Raw genomic sequence first — 16,383 nt, forward strand, 5'->3', positions numbered from 1 at the left:
GCTTTGGCGAGTGGGGCGAACTTATGGGCGATCCCGTTCTTGCAACAGCTGTCCTCGACCGCTTACTGCATCACTCCCATGTCGTGAACATCCGAGGGAACAGCTACCGGCTCAAGGAAAAACTAAACACCGGAATCTATTCGACGCCCGGCACACAGGTGGGTCAAAATTATCCCGGCGCTAGTGGGTCAAATTAATTCCGGCGTTGACACCAAGGGGATAACGAAATCCGGATTAATCATACAAGTATTAACTTTCACCGATACAGATCGCAGCGGTAGATTTCGTTGCCGCTCCTCCGCTTCGCTGCGGAGTGCGTACTGAACCCCTTGCAGGAGGTCGCTCCCCAGCACCTATAAATGAAAGAACCCCGATCCATTCAGACCGGGGTTCTTTCATTTATGGAGCCTAGGGGGATAACGAAATCCGGATGAATCTTTCAAGGATGAACATTCGCCGATGCAGATCGCAGCGGTAAATTTCGTTGCCGCCTCCTCCGTTTCGCTGCGGAGTGCGTACTGAACCCCTGACCTCATCGCTGCCAGGGTTCATCATCCCGTTATCGCTGATTATCGGAAAGTCTCGGAAGCCTTGTCCTGTCTGGGTTTTCTGCGTTTTGTATTATCTCTGGTTATCGGTAAATCCGGGTCATTATTGGTTGTTTGTTACCGGATTGTTACCGCGTTGTTACCAAAAAACGAGTGCAATATACTCTGTCAGGGACTTTTCAGTTTTGAAACTTACCGAACTTTCTTGGGTCTAACAGAACTCTAAGAGGATGTGCTACGTTATACTTCGAATCTTTACCGATGAAAGTAGAAGCAAGTCCTCCGCTCCATATTTGTCCTACAACTCCAAGTGTCTTTATAGAAATGACAGCATCCCCGAATTTTCGAATAACTTTACCATAAGTCATATAACCCGAAGTATATTCTAGGAAATAACCATTCTTTTGGGCAAAACGTATTGTACGAGTTAGTTTTCTTTGGAAAGTAATCGGTGAATTTAAAGTTCCTATATGAATTTCAATTGTTTTGTCAAGTCTTAAATAACCAAGAACCTCCTCTTTTTTCCCCACCCTTCGCACCCACCATACTGCTCTAAATAAATATGCTACATCTAACATAAAAATAATAATAAGGGGGGTGTGTAATAGCGGGACAAATCCAAACAATATAGCAATAAGACCTGAGAATAGAACGTTAGTAACGATACTTAGTCCAATAGCATCAAAAGATCTTCCAAAAATCCGAATGACAATGAATTTTAGTAATTGTATCATGTTCTCACCTGTAAATTGTAATAATACTCCATTTTGGTACACCTATAATTAAAAAAACCAAAAGGGTGTCCTTATGGTTTTATAATCAATTTAAATTTGACATGAAGGAACATAACCAATTCCATTAAATTCAAACGTTTGTATTGGGCATGATGCGGTTAATCGATGACCAACAAAAAATGCAACACTTAACGGTGTATTTAAATACAAATGAATTTCATTGATCCCTTCACTTTTCAGTTGCTCAATCTCATTTTTAACCGAGATCGCGAAAGAAAGAGCCTGCTTATTGTCTCTCACACTGTCGCGTCCCGGTCCGGTTGCCGGCAGTAAATTAATTATCTTTTTAAATTTCGAATGCGTGGACACTAAATGCTGTTCCACTTCGCTATAAATATCTTTCGTTACACTAAGGATTAATACAGCTCGCCTACTTTCCGACGAGTTGCCAGGCGTATAAATCGGTCTTATAGTATAACTTGGATCTTCTTTATCCCCAGACCAGATTTGCCCATAATGCTCTACTTCCAATTTTACCCCCTTAGTAAAAGACAATTGGGAACCAAAAAGCAGAGCGCCGGTAAGGCACAATTTTGCATATACACGTACTATCCCGCCCTGTTTTGCCCACTTCTCGGACCACTCTTTTGATACAAAATTAATCTGTGGCAGAATTTCATTCGACCAAATATCTTGACTCGGCAAGATGCGCGAAGAAGCAGAAATTTGAAAATGCTTTGTCCAATCTAACGGATAGTGGGGCTCTTCTTTAAAACCTTGCTTGTCCCACCCATAAACATGGACTATCATTGGCGTAGATATTATTTGGGTTGTGAAAGTATCCAAAACAAATTTTTTAATATGCGTGTATTCGGTACTGAATTGGTCAATTTTGCAAATATCTTTATGTCCTGTATCAGATGCTATTACTTCCGCACCCACATGAAAGGGCGAAGCTGATTTCTTAGATACAACCCAGTCGCGCGCTCCATACAAAGCAAGCTGCGAAATTGTACACCGCATTGCATCCGGCAAATTTTCTTGTCCGCCACGGAAAACATATTTGACCCAGTTCTCTCTTAGCTCCTGAAGCAGAGGATTATTTGCAATCAAACTGTTAACTTGCTTATGATACGGTACGAACCAAGAAGCGAAATTTGCTTTAGAAGATCCTTCAAAAGGGACTGCCATATAGATAATACCTTTTACTTGTTTCACTGCTGTAGTATTGAACTGCTCAAACTGGTCAATTAAATATTGTTGAACAACCAAACCGCCCATACTATGCGCAATAAAAATAATATCTTTGCCGGTAAGATGAGCTTTGATTTCGGAATGTAAAATCTTACTTACTTCTCTAAAATCATAATTAACGACAAGATTGCTGGGATACCCAAAGCTGTACACATCAATGGCATTCAGTTTTTCATCCAGCGCCAATAGCTCCGGTAACGTTTTAGACTTCTTGCTTTGTCTCCAAGTGCCGTCAGGATCCCCGTGTAGCCCATGAACAAAAATCATTGCATGTTTTCTTTGTCTATCCATCTTAGAAATAAGCGCCGCTTTTTTGACCCCCATTTTTTCACCCTTCTTTAAACTGCGGGGTCGGCTTAAGCTGCAACACCACATTTTTTATAATTTCAAACGTTAACCTTGAATCCGGAAATGCGGAAAATACCGCTTGCGGGATTATGCGGGTGATAAGGTCGGAATACGTAAATCCGTAGCTTCTGCCTTCAATCTCCCCGGATAATTCGGCTAATTCCATATACTGCTCGGGTCTCAAGTTGAGCTCTGCAAAATGTTTTTGGAATACATGCAAGCGCTGCTCTAAATTGGGGCGCGTGAATGTGTGAATGACAGCAGCGCGGCGTTTAATTGCCGGATCAATTGCTTGAGAGCGGTTGGTGCAAAACACTACCAATATCGGATATGAAGCGTCCCGTACATGGTCGATTCCCTGAATAAGAGCGTTGACTCCTGCTCTATCTTCATGGTGCATCTGCGATTCCTCACGAGATTGCGCAAGAGAGTCAGCTTCATCTAAAAGCAAAATAACTGGCGCTTTTGAACTATCTGAGATAGCTCTAGCATCCTGGAATGCTTTGGTTATTAGTTTACTCATCTCGCCTACAACGCCGTTACCTCTGCTTTTCATGCTCATTCGAGCAAGTGTCACTTTTTTATTTATAGCATCGGCAATCGAGGCACCGAACGTTTCAGCAAATTCAGTTTTTCCGGTGCCTACGTCTCCTTCAAAGATCATAAACGGATATCGGTCCCGAAAAGCACGAAGCGCAGAAAGCTCGACTCCATGGTGCTGCTTGCTCCACTTTTGCAGAAGCTCAGGAGCAAGCAAAACAGCCGCTTCCTTTTGCACTTGTTTTTTTAGCGCATCCAAACCTACTAGCCGTTCAAATCGTTCTTGGTACTGCTTATTTGGAAAGGTAACAACTTCTTCAAAACTTGTAGTGGTGATATCAACTAGCACAGGTTTGTCCCTCGTTTTCTTTTCAGTATTTTTAATCTGAATGATTAATTGCGCCTTCGATTCTCCCATCGCCATAAATTGACGCAAGAATTTATGGACATAGACTTTCGATGATTCCGAGATCGCGAAGCCGATGTGTTCTTCCATTATTGATATGGATCGGGCGAAGATATCTCCGCCCAGTTGTTCCGCTTGCGTCATAATCGCATCAAGATCACATTCGACCTCACCACAATGCCTTTGACGGTCATCTACTAATTTTATCCGCATAAGATCACTCCAGAATTGAACGCTGCACGCCAAGGGAACCGCTAGAGTATTGCTTGTCCATTTTTTCAATAAGACCAGCAGCATAATTTGTCTTAGCGGAAGGACCCCATTGTAGTTTAAGCGAATCATAAAACTCCTGTTTTTGTTCTGTCGTTAACGAGTACCATTTCGATGTTCCTTCGACCTGAACATAGGTACTTGCCCCTTCGAGGTTTCCACGAATCCTTCCGGTGTTCTGATCGTTGGTAATCGAGCCGTCCGTGCTAATAACATATTTAATTTCGTAGAAGCATTCATTATTGCGGTAGAATTGTACCTTAATGGCGCTACCATATCCTTGATAAATCCACTGGTAAAAGTCATATTTCCAACCTTCAAGCCGATCTTTGGTAAAAACATTCGGGTTTAATGTTAATACGTAATCGAGATCGGCTATTATTTTATCGTTTACTGCGCGGACGTTTGCATAAGTGACGGTTTGCGTATCGGTACGAGTAAAGGAATAACTCATGAAAATGCCTCCTCTCTAAAACGAAAATGACGTGCCGAAAATTTGTTTTAAACTGCTGATGGCAACACCTTTGGTTGACGCTTGTTCGGCATGTGTCAAGTAACCAAGCGCATCATCTGCCTCGTCAACTATTCGCATACGCTTCTCATCATCAAGGCTCTGCCCGACGTTGTTTTCAGGATTTACGGGGTCAAAGATATTCGCGCCGGTGGAAGACAACGTAACTTTTGATTTTTTGTAGTTATCCTCAAAGATGATGTTGCTCTTTAGCTCGGTTTTAATAATGTACCGAAAAAATTGTTTTAACGCCGGTACAATTTCGTCAGCAATTCCTTCAGTATCAGCAATATGCGCCCAAATCAGTTCGATTAAAAACGACTTGAACTTAAAGTCACGCTGATCCCGCCACCACTTCGTTATGCGAACCATCTGGGCAAAGTTAGTGTTCGCACTTTTGCGTTTCCGAATAAATTCCAAGTGCAACGGAATAGAAGTTAGCACTCGCTCACCGGTATCTCTTGTAATTAAATATCCACGATCGTCTGCCTCACCGTTTGGAATCACAGGAACCACATCAACATCCAATCCACTTCCTTTGAAGGAAACCTTAACACAGTGGTGACCGATGGTGAATTGCTCGGGCTTCATGTTATGCTTGGTGTAAATTTCGACCAACGCTTGGCGAACATACTCCAGGATATTACTTTCGTCGTTCTCATCGACAGCCTCTGGCTTAACATATACGGCTACATCCATGTCATTAAGAGTTTTTAGAGCTGTACCTTTCCTAACCGACCCAGAATGTAGCATTTTAACTAATCCGTACTCTGGATTATCTTTAATATAATCCGCCAACTTATCGCGGAGACGATTCACCTGCTCGCGATATTCATCAACCTTTTCCTTTTTAACGTTAATGTGACTCTCAGCGAATGTTTTTAGATCCGTATTGGTAAAAAGCATATAAGTTCATCCTTCTTTCGAAAGTTTTTTGTAAAGACAGAAGGATTTTAGGTATTATTGTCGTACATATAATAACAATCAGAGTTATACATATGTATTGGCTTGGTGCCACCCAAGCTTATACCTTCTGTCTTTTTACTTCAGTTCTATTCAGTTATCAAAGAACATGAAAAACAAGCTAAGGTGTGCCACCACTTTAGCTTGTTTTTCATTTTTCTTTAGTAACACCTTTAAAAGGCGCTTTACTGCTGGTTTTCATGTTAATGAATTGTCCCGTTGTTCGGTCTCTTTCACCCCAGTGACCGCTATGAGTTTGGACTTGACTTCGACCTTTAACTGCTCCGATGCGATAGCCTTGATTACTATTTTTAGCCATATGGATTTCCTCCTTCCAAATTGGATATTACTAGAATATATCCCAATTGGGGGATTGTCAATATGTGCGTAATTTATTAAAAAATATTCGAAATGTTTACTTGGCAATACAAAATGACAAAAAACTTTATTTTCAAAGACCGGTGAAGTATTATAAAAATAAGGCAGAAACAAGAGGTGAATTTATGTTGAATGTAGAAGATATTCTATATGCAATAATCGGACAGAGAATACGTATAAATCGTGAAAGGTTTAATATGACACAAGAAGAGATGGGGGAGAAGGTTGGACTAACGAGATCCTCTATTGCAAATATTGAATTGGGAAGGCAAAAGATTCAGTTAGATACACTTTACCTAGTAGCACTGGCACTAAAACTTGAAGTATACGAGTTACTGCCTTCAGTTATTGAATTAGAAAATGGCGAAAATGACAATATTCAATTTCTATTGGAACAAGATAAATTTACAGAGGAACAACTTTCTTGGATTTCAGATGTTATCAAGAAGGGAATAAAAAATGAGGGAGAAAAATGAACCGTTCTAAGTGGGCTGAAAAAAAGGCATATCAATTGATCGAAAAACTAGAGATTGATGATTTTCCTATCAATGTAGAAGGTATTTCAGAAAGATTAAATATAACCGTAATACAACAACCTTTTGAAAACAACGCTATTTCTGGTCTTTTATATAGAGATGGACATAATGTCGTAATCGGTGTAAACTCTTCTCACCCACCTACTAGAAAGCGATTTACAATCGCTCATGAAATTGGTCATTATATTATGCATGAAGGTAACAAGCTGCATGTCGACAATGATGTGAATTTTAGAGTTAATTTTCGACTAACAAATAACGAAAGTAGTCATGATATTCAAGAAATCGAAGCTAATGCATTTGCAGCTGCTTTACTTATGCCCGAAGACTTGATAAAAAAAGCTATAACTGAACTAGAATGTATAGTAGATTTATCATCAGATTACGATGATCATATTGAACAACTTGCGAGTCTTTTTGAAGTGAGTAAACAAGCTTTATTAATTAGGTTGGGTAAGTTAGGATTAGTGAATTGAAAGAACATTTTGAACCATGTTTTTTCAATTAAAAATGTGCCGCTGTTTTTACAGAGGCACATTTTTTTCGCTGTATTGCAAACCGTGCATATTAAACCGCCGATTGTTAATGAAATATCTTTTAGTTTTACTCCCCAGAACAACGACTTATTGATTAAGCTCAGAATAGTCAGCTCGGTAGTAAACTTTATAATCCGTGGCTTTAAACCCATATGCTTTCAACATTTTCAGCAATAAATTACGAATACCATTTCCGCTCATATTCGTTTCTAAATATAGATTTTCTTTTAACAGCCTCGGTTTTCTCATTCCATTTGGATTTGAAGATATATATTTGCTCTTCTTACCATTCATTTGTGGATTATGCTCGAACTGTCTGAATTTATCGTTGTCCATTTGGACTAGTATTTCACTAGTTTCCAGAAGAACATCGATCCATGTCTTCACTAATATTTTTTCATTATTTATAAACTTGAATGAATCAGGGCGTATATGTGTAAAGTTTTCATAGAGCGTGTGTTCAACATTATTATCTACAGTGTAAGCTGCGTAATCTGGGATCGCCTTTTTCTCTTCTTCTTCATTAAGCTCACTAACATCAACTTCATACATTTCACCCTCATCGAGAGTCAACATAGATATAAGTTCTTCAAGTCTATTCTCATATGAATGTATGGACACAGCAATAGACTCGTATTCTCTTCGGGTTGTGAAATCTCTCCGTCGGAAGGCATCGCTCATTTTTTGATCAATAGCATTCATTGTATCGCTAATGGTTTCTTTAAGCAGTTCTAAGCTTTCCGATATTTCGATGGACTGCTTTGGGAAATCCTTTTTTATTAGCTGAATAATTTGCTCAAGCTCCATAGTTATCACTCCTATACAAGTACCAGCCTTTCAGTTCAAGCCCATCATGATATTACATCTGATATAATCGAACGCACTACTACCATCCATTATATCTCATATTTAACCTTGCCATCAGCAGCTATTTGATAATTACTTCTGTCAGGTTGTGTGCTGTACAGATTGTACTTCATCTGCAATTCCGCTTGCTTAATGACCAATTCTGTGGCATCTGGAATTTCATCCGGCGGGTATTTGTAGCGTTTCAACAACCGTTTGATGAGGGAGCGCATATTGGCTCTGGCATCATTTCGCTTGTACCAGTCCGGTGTTCGATTCTCTGTTATGAGCCTTATAAGCTCCTTCGCCATCTCGCGAAGTACATCCGATTGATAATGCGCCTTCACCAGTTCAGGCTTGGCGAGCGCATCATAGAAGGCTTGCTCTTCAGGCGATAACTGCATATCGATGCCTTCATTGATCGCAGATTCGATCTCCTTAGCAATATCAATCATTTGAGTAATCAGCACTTCAATGTCTTCCGCTTGATTGTATCTTTCCACGATGTTCTTCAACTTCTCCGAGAAAAAGCCGGACCGCACGATGTTAGTCTGTTCAAACCATTTGATTTTGTCATCAATGAGCTTCTTTAGTATAGCTGCGGCGACATTTTTACGCTTCATTGCCATGATTTTTTGAAGGTTCTCAACGGATAGCAGGCTTTTTTCCTTCTTGGCGGATATGGTTACAACCTCATCACCGTCTTTGATGATGGCTTGTTCGATCATAGCCATAATTTTCTTTTTGAATTCCTCAACATTCGGCATTCCGTCGCGTTCTACTTTGACAATAAACGATTTAACGGCAATAAAGAAGCTGACCTGGACTCGAACAGGAAAATCTAAAGCAGTTGCACAAATGTTATAAGCGTTTTGCAGCCTTGCCACATGCTTCAGAAACGTTTCCTTGGCGCGTTCCTTTAATACATGCTCTACGCCGTCTTGAATGAGTTCGAAACGTTCTTTCGGGGTCGCTTTCATGTATAGGCTAAAATCGAAGCCATGGAACATTCCTTCCAGAATCTCCACTTCCGTCATGAGGATTTCTTTGGCTTTTTCGATTTCTGGGATGCTGTTACGGTCGCGGCTGGTGTAGGTGTTGAGTGCTTCCTTTAGGTACTTGCTTAACCCGATATAATCAACAATAAGTCCGGCTTGTTTGTTCTTATACACACGATTGACCCGAGCAATGGCTTGCATCAGGTTGTGTTCCTTCATGATTTTATCGATGTACATTGTATCCATGCAAGGAACATCGAAACCAGTCAGCCACATATCGACAACTATTGCAATTTTGAAGTCGCTGTTCTCATCTTTGAATTGATTGGCGAGCGCTTGACGATGTTTCTTGTTACCGACAATATCCCGCATCTCTTGGTCGTCTTTATTGCTATCGGTCATGACCAATCCGATTTTTGGTGCCAGCTCTGGAGCTTTCTCTTTGATGAGCTGATACATACGGTAAGCAATTTTTCGGGAGTAAGCCACAATCATAGCTTTGCCCTTGAGCATATTTTTACGGATTTCGTAGTGGGAGAGAATATCATCAACCACCAGGTTAAGCCGGTCTTCATCCCCAATGACGGCTTCCATCGTGACGAGATCCTTTTTCAGCTTCTCGATTTTCTCAGGTGTTAGACCTTGAGATTCAATCTTTGCTACTTCCGCGTCAATCTGGTCCAAGATGCTTTCATCAAGATGGACTTTCGCAAGCCGGTTCTCGTAGTGCAAATCAACGGTTGCTCCGTCCAGCTTGGCTTGTGTCATATCGTATACGTCAATTAGCTCTCCAAATACGCCTATGGTCGATTTATCATTCGAGTCAATAGGAGTACCAGTAAAACCAATGAAAGTTGCATTGGGAAGGGCATCTCGTAAGTATTTCGCATATCCGTATACAAGCTCGGCTTCGAGCGTTTTTTTGTCAATCTTAATATCCGGGTCGATGCCGTACTGGGAACGGTGCGCTTCGTCTGCGATTACTATGATGTCATGGCGATTAGAGAGTAGACCGGTTTCCTCCGTAAACTTTTGGATGGTCGTAAAGAAGATACCGCCAACAGAGCGGTTTTCGAGAAGGTCAACCAAGTCCTGCCGTGACTCAGCGCGAACTGGAGCTTGCCGCAGAAAATCCGCCGCGCTGCTGAATGTGCCATGAATTTGTTCATCGAGGTCATTGCGATCCGTAACCACTACAATCGTAGGATTGTTTAGGTGATGAATGAGTCCGGCAGAGAGGAATACCATTGAAAATGATTTCCCCGAGCCTTGCGTATGCCAAACCACACCGCCGCGTTTGTCGCCATCTATTGCTCGAACCACACTGTCAATGGCTTTGTTCATTCCGAAATATTGGTGATACCCGGCGATAATTTTTGCCTTACCACCAGCAAAGAATGTAAAGTTTTCAACGATGTCCAGCAATCGTTCTTTATGCAACATGCCTTTAAGCAGCGTATTGATTTGAGCAATATGCGGCTCATCGACGATCGGTGAGTTTCGGTCCACTTGTTTCCATTGCATATAACGGTCGTAATCAGCGGTAATGGAACCGAAACGAGCATTGATACCATCGCTGATGATGCTAAAGGCATTATAATGAAACAAGGGCTTGATGATGTCCTGGTATGTTTTAATCTGAAGATATCCATCGTGAATGGTCGCATCTTCCCGAACTGCTGATTTCAATTCGATGACTACGAGCGGCAGACCGTTAACAAAGACGACAACATCTGGACGCTTCTCTGCTTTGTGAATCACGGTAAATTGATTGATCGCCTTAAATGTGTTGTTGTTAGGATTTTCAAAATCAATGACTTTTACGATACGGGAAGGAACATCCTCTCCGTAAACTTCGATACTAACGCCTTCGATCAGGTATTTCTGAAATTGTTGGTTAGCGCCGACCAGACTCGCATCGTCAATATATGTTAGCTTGCGAAGCGCAGCTTCGATAACCTCTTCCGGTAAGGAGGGGTTCAACGAGTAAAGCGCATCACGCAAATCAGTTTCAAGCACGACAGAATGATAGTCACGCTCGAAGTCGTAGCCGTTTAGTGTAGAGTAGCCAAGCTCATCCTCTAACAGTTCAAGAACGACCGATTCAAGGCTATCTTCGGTAAACATGGGATCACCGCCAATCTATAGTTCAATTTCGGATACGTCGATTTCTCCGGACATGAGTTTGGGGAGCAGTGTGTCTCGTAATATGGATAATACCTTCACTTCTTCACCGTTTCTCTTCATACGCTGTAGAAATCTATCAGTTATTTTTCCAAATTGTTCAAGGACAAAGCTTGGGGGTAATGGCATTAATAAAAATTCAAAACATGATTCAGGTACCCTTTGTCGCCCTGATGATCCAGACATATTTCTTATTGCATGGTTACGAAAATCCTCGGATCTGGCTAAAAAATATGCAAATCCAAGAGCATGTTCATTTTTGCTTCTCAGCACGATAAATTCTGTTGAACCCCAACCTACTTCAGCAGCATTAAGAAAATCAACAATAATTGTTTTTCCATTCTCCAAACAAGGTGTTATTCGTGCCAGCAAAACATCGCCATTAATAAACTTGCTTCCAGATGTAAATTCTCTTTCAATCCAGTCGGTTGCTCTCGCTGAGAATGCGGGAAGGTTTTTCATTTCCAGATATATAGCTTTTGTTCCTTTTTTCAAAGATCTTTTGGGATTGATGTCTAGCACATCGGTTACTTTTCCAAATCTCCATCCCTTTGGTATCTCTTTCCCAAGTTCCTCGCACCATTCCATCTCGCCACCGCTGGACTTGTAAGGGTCACCATTGTCATTCGGGAACTCAAAATCAACGAACCATTGCTTGAATATCGCTTGAGCCATTTGCTCAAGGACTTTGTTCATGCGGTTGTTGAGTTCGATTTTGTCATCGAGAATAGAAAGAATATGATTTATTAAATCGATTTCCTTAACATTATTTGGGGCATAAATTGGTAATTTTCTTAGTGCTCCGAGTGCTAAATATGGTTGTGAGGTTCCACTCCTTAGAGAAGCTAAAGTATTTTTCCCCTCAGGTGAGTTCAAATAATAGTAAATCCACTTAGCCTTGGCTTCAGTGCCTGCTTTTAAAATTCCTACATTTTTTACTGCATAATTAATAATTGGGTTTCTTTCAATGTAACAAAATCCGCAGTATTCGCCTATCATACTTATTAAGACATCCCACTGATCAACTTTACTTCGCTGGTTAATTTTATTGAAATCTTCCTCACTAATAAGATAAGCATTGTCGAAATCAATATTCCGACCCTTAATATGTTTGGAAGTTATCAAGTATTTTCCAAACTCTTTTCTTTTGGGACTATCATGTGTTCCATCTGTAACTTCAATACAGAATTCTTGGGCATCCACATAATTTCTACTATTAAAACTCATAACCAATAGCCCCCAGACTCTTCTTGATCTTCTCATCCAACAGAGAAGATTCCGACATTAAATCTGCAAGCTCGGAAACAAGCTTCTCCATTTTTTCCTCGAACGGCTCATCATCTGTAATTTCTTTAACACCAACATACCGACCTGGAGTCAGCACGTTATCATGCTTCTGAATGTCCTCAAGTGAAGCAGACTTACAGAATCCCACTTCATCCTGATAGCCGTCATTGTTCAGCCACTTGTGGTACGTATCGGATATCGCTTTAATGTCATCTTCATTCAATTCACGTAGTTTCCGACTGATCATCGTTCCTTTATCTCGTGCATCGATAAATAGCACTTCGCCTTTGCGCTTCTTGCCGCGACGAAGGAACCATAAGCATACCGGTATTCCGGTCGTGAAGAAGAGCTTATCCGGCAGCGCAACGATACAATCAACCAAATCTTCTTCAATGAACTTCGCTCGGATATTGCCTTCACCGGAAGTTTGAGACGACAAAGAACCGTTTGCCAATACAATACCGGCAACACCTTTGGATGGTTTCAGCTTCGTCAGCATGTGAGAAAGCCATGCATAGTTGGCGTTACCTTTCGCCGGAATGCCCCACTTCCAACGTGAATCGTTCAAAAGGCTATCTTGTCCCCAATCGCTGATATTGAACGGGGGATTAGCCAGAATATAATCAAACTTCTCATCCTTAAATTGATCGTCATGGAAAGTATCCGCGTGAATCTTCCCGAGATTCGCTTCGATTCCGCGAATGGCAAGGTTCATCGTCGCAAGTCTGCGAGTCTCGGCATTTAGTTCTTGACCATAGATGGAAAGCTTGTAGGCATTGCCGCCATGCGCTTGAACGAACCTCTGCGCCTGAACGAACATACCGCCTGAACCACAGCAGGGGTCATAAATGGTGCCTTCGAATGGTTCAATCATTTCAACCAGTAATTTTACAACGCTGCTTGGGGTATAAAATTCACCGCCGCCTTGTCCAAGCATGAAGGCGAATTTACCAAGGAAATACTCATAAACGCGACCGAGTGCGTCTTCTTCAATTAGCAAAGTATCTGCATTTTCAAACACCATCACGACTTCGCCAACTCTGCGCTGGTCAACATCAGCACCGGAATAAATCTTCGGAAGGACACCGGCAAGCTTCTTATTTTCCTTCTCAATGGCGATAAAGGCTTCATCAATGACTTGTCCGATATTCGGCTTCGTTGCATTATCTATGATATGCTTCCAGCGAGCTTTTTCCGGTACATAAAATACATTGAAACGTTCGTATTCATCGCGATCATCTTCAAAACCGTCACCTTCTGCCACAAGCTCGTTGTAGCGTTGATCGAACCGGTCAGAGATGTATTTAAGAAAAATGATGCCGAGTACGACATCTTTGTATTTGGAAGAGGCGATACTGCCCCTGAGTTTATCAGCGGCTGCCCATAATTTATCTTCTAAGCTTGTAACAAGATTTTCTTTTGCCATTTCGTTTAAATCCTCCAATGATGGTTTGTCTTTAATTATAACTTATATTATTGACGATAAGTTGTCAGGAAACGGATGTTCCGGTAGTAATTAAATGCTACGATAAATCCGACACGATCATTACTATTTCGACTATCTGTTTCCAACTTCCTGCTTACATAGGAAAAAAGCCCCGCATCAATCGAAGCGGAGCAGAGGAGCATAAAATCAATCTTGTACAATCATTTTCCTCTAACGAAAAAATAATTAGCGCTTAAGCAATGACTGGACGGTAGTAATGAAAGAGTTATTATGAATACCGAAATCCGCCTTATTTAGAAGGAGTTGAGACCCATCTTGAAAGGTCACTTCCAACTGTACATCTTTAAACCTACTAAATGCCGTTACTTCGCCATGAGATATTGTCATCATTTTAATATTTTTTTGCGCAATATCACTAATTTTCCTAACAGTAAATTGAACATCCGGATTCTCATTAAAAAAATTAATTGTCCCATTTACAATGAATGATTGGTTATGGGCGAGAAATGCTATTGGTTTATTATGATCACGTTCTGATTTCAAAAATACGGTTTCTTCGCCATCCGGGATCGTCACTTCAAGTAATGATTGAAGTTGTCTTCCACATTCAAACCGTTCTAACCAATCAATAAAATCACTGTAAGAGTCCATATGAAGTTCTCCTTAATGCGTCTATATTTTCAAGGCAGTTAGAATATGGTTCTTCCAAATCGTACGCACGATTGTCTCTGGTGTTGTCGATTCATCGCGGTCATAGAAATTCATTGTCATCCTAAGAGATAGGGTATCATTTTTAACTTCGCTATAAATCATTTCATTCATTGAATTATCATTAAAGGAATGTACTCCATAATGGAAATTTATTGATTGAGATGAATGGGTAAACCCACCGACCCACATTTTAAGCCCTGTTTTCAGTTGTCCATCTACGTAAAATTTAAACATGCATTTTTGGCTACTATCCTCATCAAGGGTAAACTTGAAATTTGGATTTACGGACTGAACGTGCTCAAACAATTGGATAAAGAGCTCTTTCATCTCTTTATAACTTCGTTTAAGGTGTTCTTCTTTATCGAGATCCGTGAATTTTTTTAGAATTGGCATTTGAATATCTTCAAACAAAGATTTTACTGACTTAGTTGGTACTGCTGGTGTAATCACTGCTGAATCAAATTGTGGTATTTCCCCTAAAGGCGCTTTTTGATAAGGACTAGCTCGGTAAATCCGGCGTATCAACTCCTGTAGCTTGTTTTCAAATTGATCCTCATTGGAAAAGTCAATCGCATAATAGTCCTGCATATGGAAAGGAAATACTGCTTCGTAATTCCCTGAATGTCGCATTATTAAAATAATTTTATCTTTATTTCTACGAAGCGTTGGTAGCAGTAACTCCGATTCAAAACCAACTCCACCAGTAAATGCATCTGCTTTATTAGCGTAATTTTCTGTGAGGACAACAACTACATAATCATAATCACGCATTGCCTCGATCATCATTTGGTTTAAATTAACTGTCTTTTCGTACAGTACAAACTTGTCAATTTGTGCATCGATTCCACCGTCAGCACGTAACCGATTGGCGAGATCAACGACCCATTGTTCATGCTGCGGGTTATCCCAACTATAGCTAAAAAAAGCTGTTATTCGCTCTTTCATATGAACCCCTTCTTTCGGGTAATAAGATTGTATAGGCTATTGCAAATAAAGCCTGCAAGGAAACATGCGTTCCTATTCTTAATTATATGGATCATTACTTCTTGGGTCAATTATCCACTCGATTAACCGCATCCAATTCCCTTCCTGTATAATAAAAAAGCCCCGCATCGGCAGGGCAAATGGACGTTATAAGAGGCTAATCGTCAAGTGAATAAATTTTGATGTGTTTTAGAGTGGGGAGAATTCCAAGATTAATCACCTGTTGTATTCGCCACTCAATTATTTCCCTCTTATTCATCGGGATAGTAGTTTCAGTTGTAATGTCAACAGTATCTCCTACCAAAGCGATAGCGAATCTTCCATCATAACCGGAACGAATCGCTGCATCAATCGTCTGGACTGTTAAGCAAAAGCCTTCAGCATCTCTTTCTGTTTCGAAAGCAATTACATCGCTGAAGTTTTGAGAATGATCATCTGGACTAAATCCCAATACTCTCACCGTATTAAATTCTTGTGTATATGAAATTGAAAACATAAGAAGATTTCCCCCCCCAATATGACCTATTATTTGTTACTCGGTTGTTGTTAGCTTAAATTCAATACGTGGTACTCCATCAGCTGGATGATCCGGAATAATACAATTAACATACTTATCCAATCTCTCTGACTTGATCAAATCAAATACCTTTCTCATTGCAATCGGGCAATGATGCTTTGTTTCCCCTTTTTGGATGTACAGATTTAATTTATGTCTCGGACCGCTTATCTTCTCGTAATCCGTATAGGAAAAGGAAAGGGGGGGATGAGGATATTTATCCTGAATTTCGAAAGTACTGCGCATTAAAAACATAAAAAGGGCTCCAAATCTTTGGTAGAATGGTGTTTGTCCAGGACAACATCACCCAAAGAGAGGAGCACCTTTTAGGTGAAGTCTACCACAC

Annotated in this window: 16 protein-coding genes; 3 read left to right on the plus strand and 13 right to left on the minus strand. The window is 40.6% G+C overall.

Translation table 11 applies throughout. The features are described 5' to 3' along the window. On the plus strand, positions 1–197 hold a 197-nt coding region (locus DLM86_RS31165), incomplete at its 5' end, for an ATP-binding protein (protein WP_158289727.1). 530 nt (positions 198–727) lie between these two features. On the opposite strand, the gene DLM86_RS31885 is transcribed toward DLM86_RS31165, so the two are convergent. From DLM86_RS31885 to DLM86_RS32445, 6 genes are all read right to left on the minus strand, one after another. Further along, on the minus strand, positions 728–1,282 hold the full coding sequence (locus DLM86_RS31885) for a hypothetical protein (protein WP_146250334.1): 555 nt from the start codon (positions 1,280–1,282) through the stop codon (positions 728–730). 90 nt (positions 1,283–1,372) lie between these two features. Then, a complete protein-coding gene (locus DLM86_RS31170) occupies positions 1,373–2,860 on the minus strand; it encodes an alpha/beta fold hydrolase (protein ID WP_158289728.1) in 1,488 nt (495 codons plus the stop codon). Positions 2,861–2,864: 4 nt separating this feature from the next. Next, a complete protein-coding gene (locus tag DLM86_RS31175) occupies positions 2,865–4,043 on the minus strand; it encodes an ATP-binding protein (protein WP_110844090.1) in 1,179 nt (392 codons plus the stop codon). A gap of 4 nt (positions 4,044–4,047) precedes the next feature. Next, complete coding sequence (locus tag DLM86_RS31180; RefSeq protein WP_110844092.1) at positions 4,048–4,554, minus strand: HORMA-1 domain-containing protein; 507 nt, start codon at positions 4,552–4,554, stop codon at positions 4,048–4,050. 15 nt (positions 4,555–4,569) lie between these two features. Continuing rightward, positions 4,570–5,517 (minus strand): CBASS oligonucleotide cyclase, encoded by a 948-nt coding sequence (locus DLM86_RS31185; protein WP_110844094.1) that lies wholly within the window; start codon positions 5,515–5,517, stop codon positions 4,570–4,572. A gap of 208 nt (positions 5,518–5,725) precedes the next feature. After that, on the minus strand, positions 5,726–5,893 hold the full coding sequence (locus DLM86_RS32445; RefSeq protein ID WP_170143742.1) for a hypothetical protein: 168 nt from the start codon (positions 5,891–5,893) through the stop codon (positions 5,726–5,728). A gap of 64 nt (positions 5,894–5,957) precedes the next feature. Here DLM86_RS32445 and DLM86_RS31190 point away from each other — a divergent pair, with 64 nt between their 5' ends. Both DLM86_RS31190 and DLM86_RS31195 read left to right on the plus strand, forming a co-directional pair. Next, a complete protein-coding gene (locus tag DLM86_RS31190) occupies positions 5,958–6,428 on the plus strand; it encodes a helix-turn-helix domain-containing protein (protein ID WP_146250335.1) in 471 nt (156 codons plus the stop codon). After that, positions 6,425–6,964: an ImmA/IrrE family metallo-endopeptidase gene (locus tag DLM86_RS31195; protein ID WP_110844098.1), complete on the plus strand. Its 540-nt coding sequence runs from the start codon at positions 6,425–6,427 to the stop codon at positions 6,962–6,964. Before DLM86_RS31190 ends, DLM86_RS31195 begins: the two co-directional genes overlap by 4 nt. Before the next feature lie 147 nt (positions 6,965–7,111). On the opposite strand, the gene DLM86_RS31200 is transcribed toward DLM86_RS31195, so the two are convergent. The 7 genes from DLM86_RS31200 to DLM86_RS31890 form a co-directional block, all read right to left on the minus strand. Continuing rightward, on the minus strand, positions 7,112–7,831 hold the full coding sequence (locus DLM86_RS31200) for a hypothetical protein (RefSeq protein ID WP_110844100.1): 720 nt from the start codon (positions 7,829–7,831) through the stop codon (positions 7,112–7,114). An 89-nt stretch (positions 7,832–7,920) separates the two neighbouring features. Continuing rightward, a complete protein-coding gene (locus DLM86_RS31205) occupies positions 7,921–10,995 on the minus strand; it encodes a type I restriction endonuclease subunit R (RefSeq protein WP_110844102.1) in 3,075 nt (1,024 codons plus the stop codon). Positions 10,996–11,010: 15 nt separating this feature from the next. After that, complete coding sequence (locus tag DLM86_RS31210; protein WP_158289729.1) at positions 11,011–12,279, minus strand: restriction endonuclease subunit S; 1,269 nt, start codon at positions 12,277–12,279, stop codon at positions 11,011–11,013. Continuing rightward, the gene (locus DLM86_RS31215; RefSeq protein WP_110844106.1) at positions 12,269–13,765 is read right to left on the minus strand and encodes a type I restriction-modification system subunit M; all 1,497 of its coding nucleotides are present in this window, start codon (positions 13,763–13,765) and stop codon (positions 12,269–12,271) included. The genes DLM86_RS31210 and DLM86_RS31215 overlap by 11 nt, the downstream gene beginning before the upstream one ends. Positions 13,766–14,011: 246 nt before the next feature. Then, positions 14,012–14,437, minus strand: a complete 426-nt coding sequence (locus DLM86_RS31220) for a hypothetical protein (protein WP_110844108.1) — start codon at positions 14,435–14,437, stop codon at positions 14,012–14,014. A gap of 21 nt (positions 14,438–14,458) precedes the next feature. Then, entirely contained in the window at positions 14,459–15,442 is a 984-nt protein-coding gene (locus DLM86_RS31225) for a toll/interleukin-1 receptor domain-containing protein (RefSeq protein WP_110844110.1), read from the minus strand. A 196-nt stretch (positions 15,443–15,638) separates the two neighbouring features. Next, entirely contained in the window at positions 15,639–15,977 is a 339-nt protein-coding gene (locus tag DLM86_RS31890; RefSeq protein ID WP_146250336.1) for a hypothetical protein, read from the minus strand. Between the last annotated feature and the right edge of the window lie 406 nt (positions 15,978–16,383).

It is taken from the genome of Paenibacillus flagellatus (genome assembly GCF_003217775.1).
Classification (GTDB): Bacteria; Bacillota; Bacilli; order Paenibacillales; family NBRC-103111; genus Paenibacillus_AB; species Paenibacillus_AB flagellatus.

What these genes read in the sequence shown, in the direction of transcription:
- DLM86_RS31170 (WP_158289728.1), bottom strand. Translation starts at nt 2,860, where the DNA reads ATGGGGGTCAAAAAAGCGGCGCTTATTTCTAAGATGGATAGACAAAGA.
- DLM86_RS31175 (WP_110844090.1), bottom strand. Translation starts at nt 4,043, where the DNA reads ATGCGGATAAAATTAGTAGATGACCGTCAAAGGCATTGTGGTGAGGTC.
- DLM86_RS31200 (WP_110844100.1), bottom strand. Translation starts at nt 7,831, where the DNA reads ATGGAGCTTGAGCAAATTATTCAGCTAATAAAAAAGGATTTCCCAAAG.
- DLM86_RS31885 (WP_146250334.1), bottom strand. Translation starts at nt 1,282, where the DNA reads ATGATACAATTACTAAAATTCATTGTCATTCGGATTTTTGGAAGATCT.
- DLM86_RS31220 (WP_110844108.1), bottom strand. Translation starts at nt 14,437, where the DNA reads ATGGACTCTTACAGTGATTTTATTGATTGGTTAGAACGGTTTGAATGT.
- DLM86_RS31225 (WP_110844110.1), bottom strand. Translation starts at nt 15,442, where the DNA reads ATGAAAGAGCGAATAACAGCTTTTTTTAGCTATAGTTGGGATAACCCG.
- DLM86_RS32445 (WP_170143742.1), bottom strand. Translation starts at nt 5,893, where the DNA reads ATGGCTAAAAATAGTAATCAAGGCTATCGCATCGGAGCAGTTAAAGGT.
- DLM86_RS31210 (WP_158289729.1), bottom strand. Translation starts at nt 12,279, where the DNA reads ATGAGTTTTAATAGTAGAAATTATGTGGATGCCCAAGAATTCTGTATT.
- DLM86_RS31180 (WP_110844092.1), bottom strand. Translation starts at nt 4,554, where the DNA reads ATGAGTTATTCCTTTACTCGTACCGATACGCAAACCGTCACTTATGCA.
- DLM86_RS31205 (WP_110844102.1), bottom strand. Translation starts at nt 10,995, where the DNA reads ATGTTTACCGAAGATAGCCTTGAATCGGTCGTTCTTGAACTGTTAGAG.
- DLM86_RS31195 (WP_110844098.1), top strand. Translation starts at nt 6,425, where the DNA reads ATGAACCGTTCTAAGTGGGCTGAAAAAAAGGCATATCAATTGATCGAA.
- DLM86_RS31890 (WP_146250336.1), bottom strand. Translation starts at nt 15,977, where the DNA reads ATGTTTTCAATTTCATATACACAAGAATTTAATACGGTGAGAGTATTG.
- DLM86_RS31215 (WP_110844106.1), bottom strand. Translation starts at nt 13,765, where the DNA reads ATGGCAAAAGAAAATCTTGTTACAAGCTTAGAAGATAAATTATGGGCA.
- DLM86_RS31185 (WP_110844094.1), bottom strand. Translation starts at nt 5,517, where the DNA reads ATGCTTTTTACCAATACGGATCTAAAAACATTCGCTGAGAGTCACATT.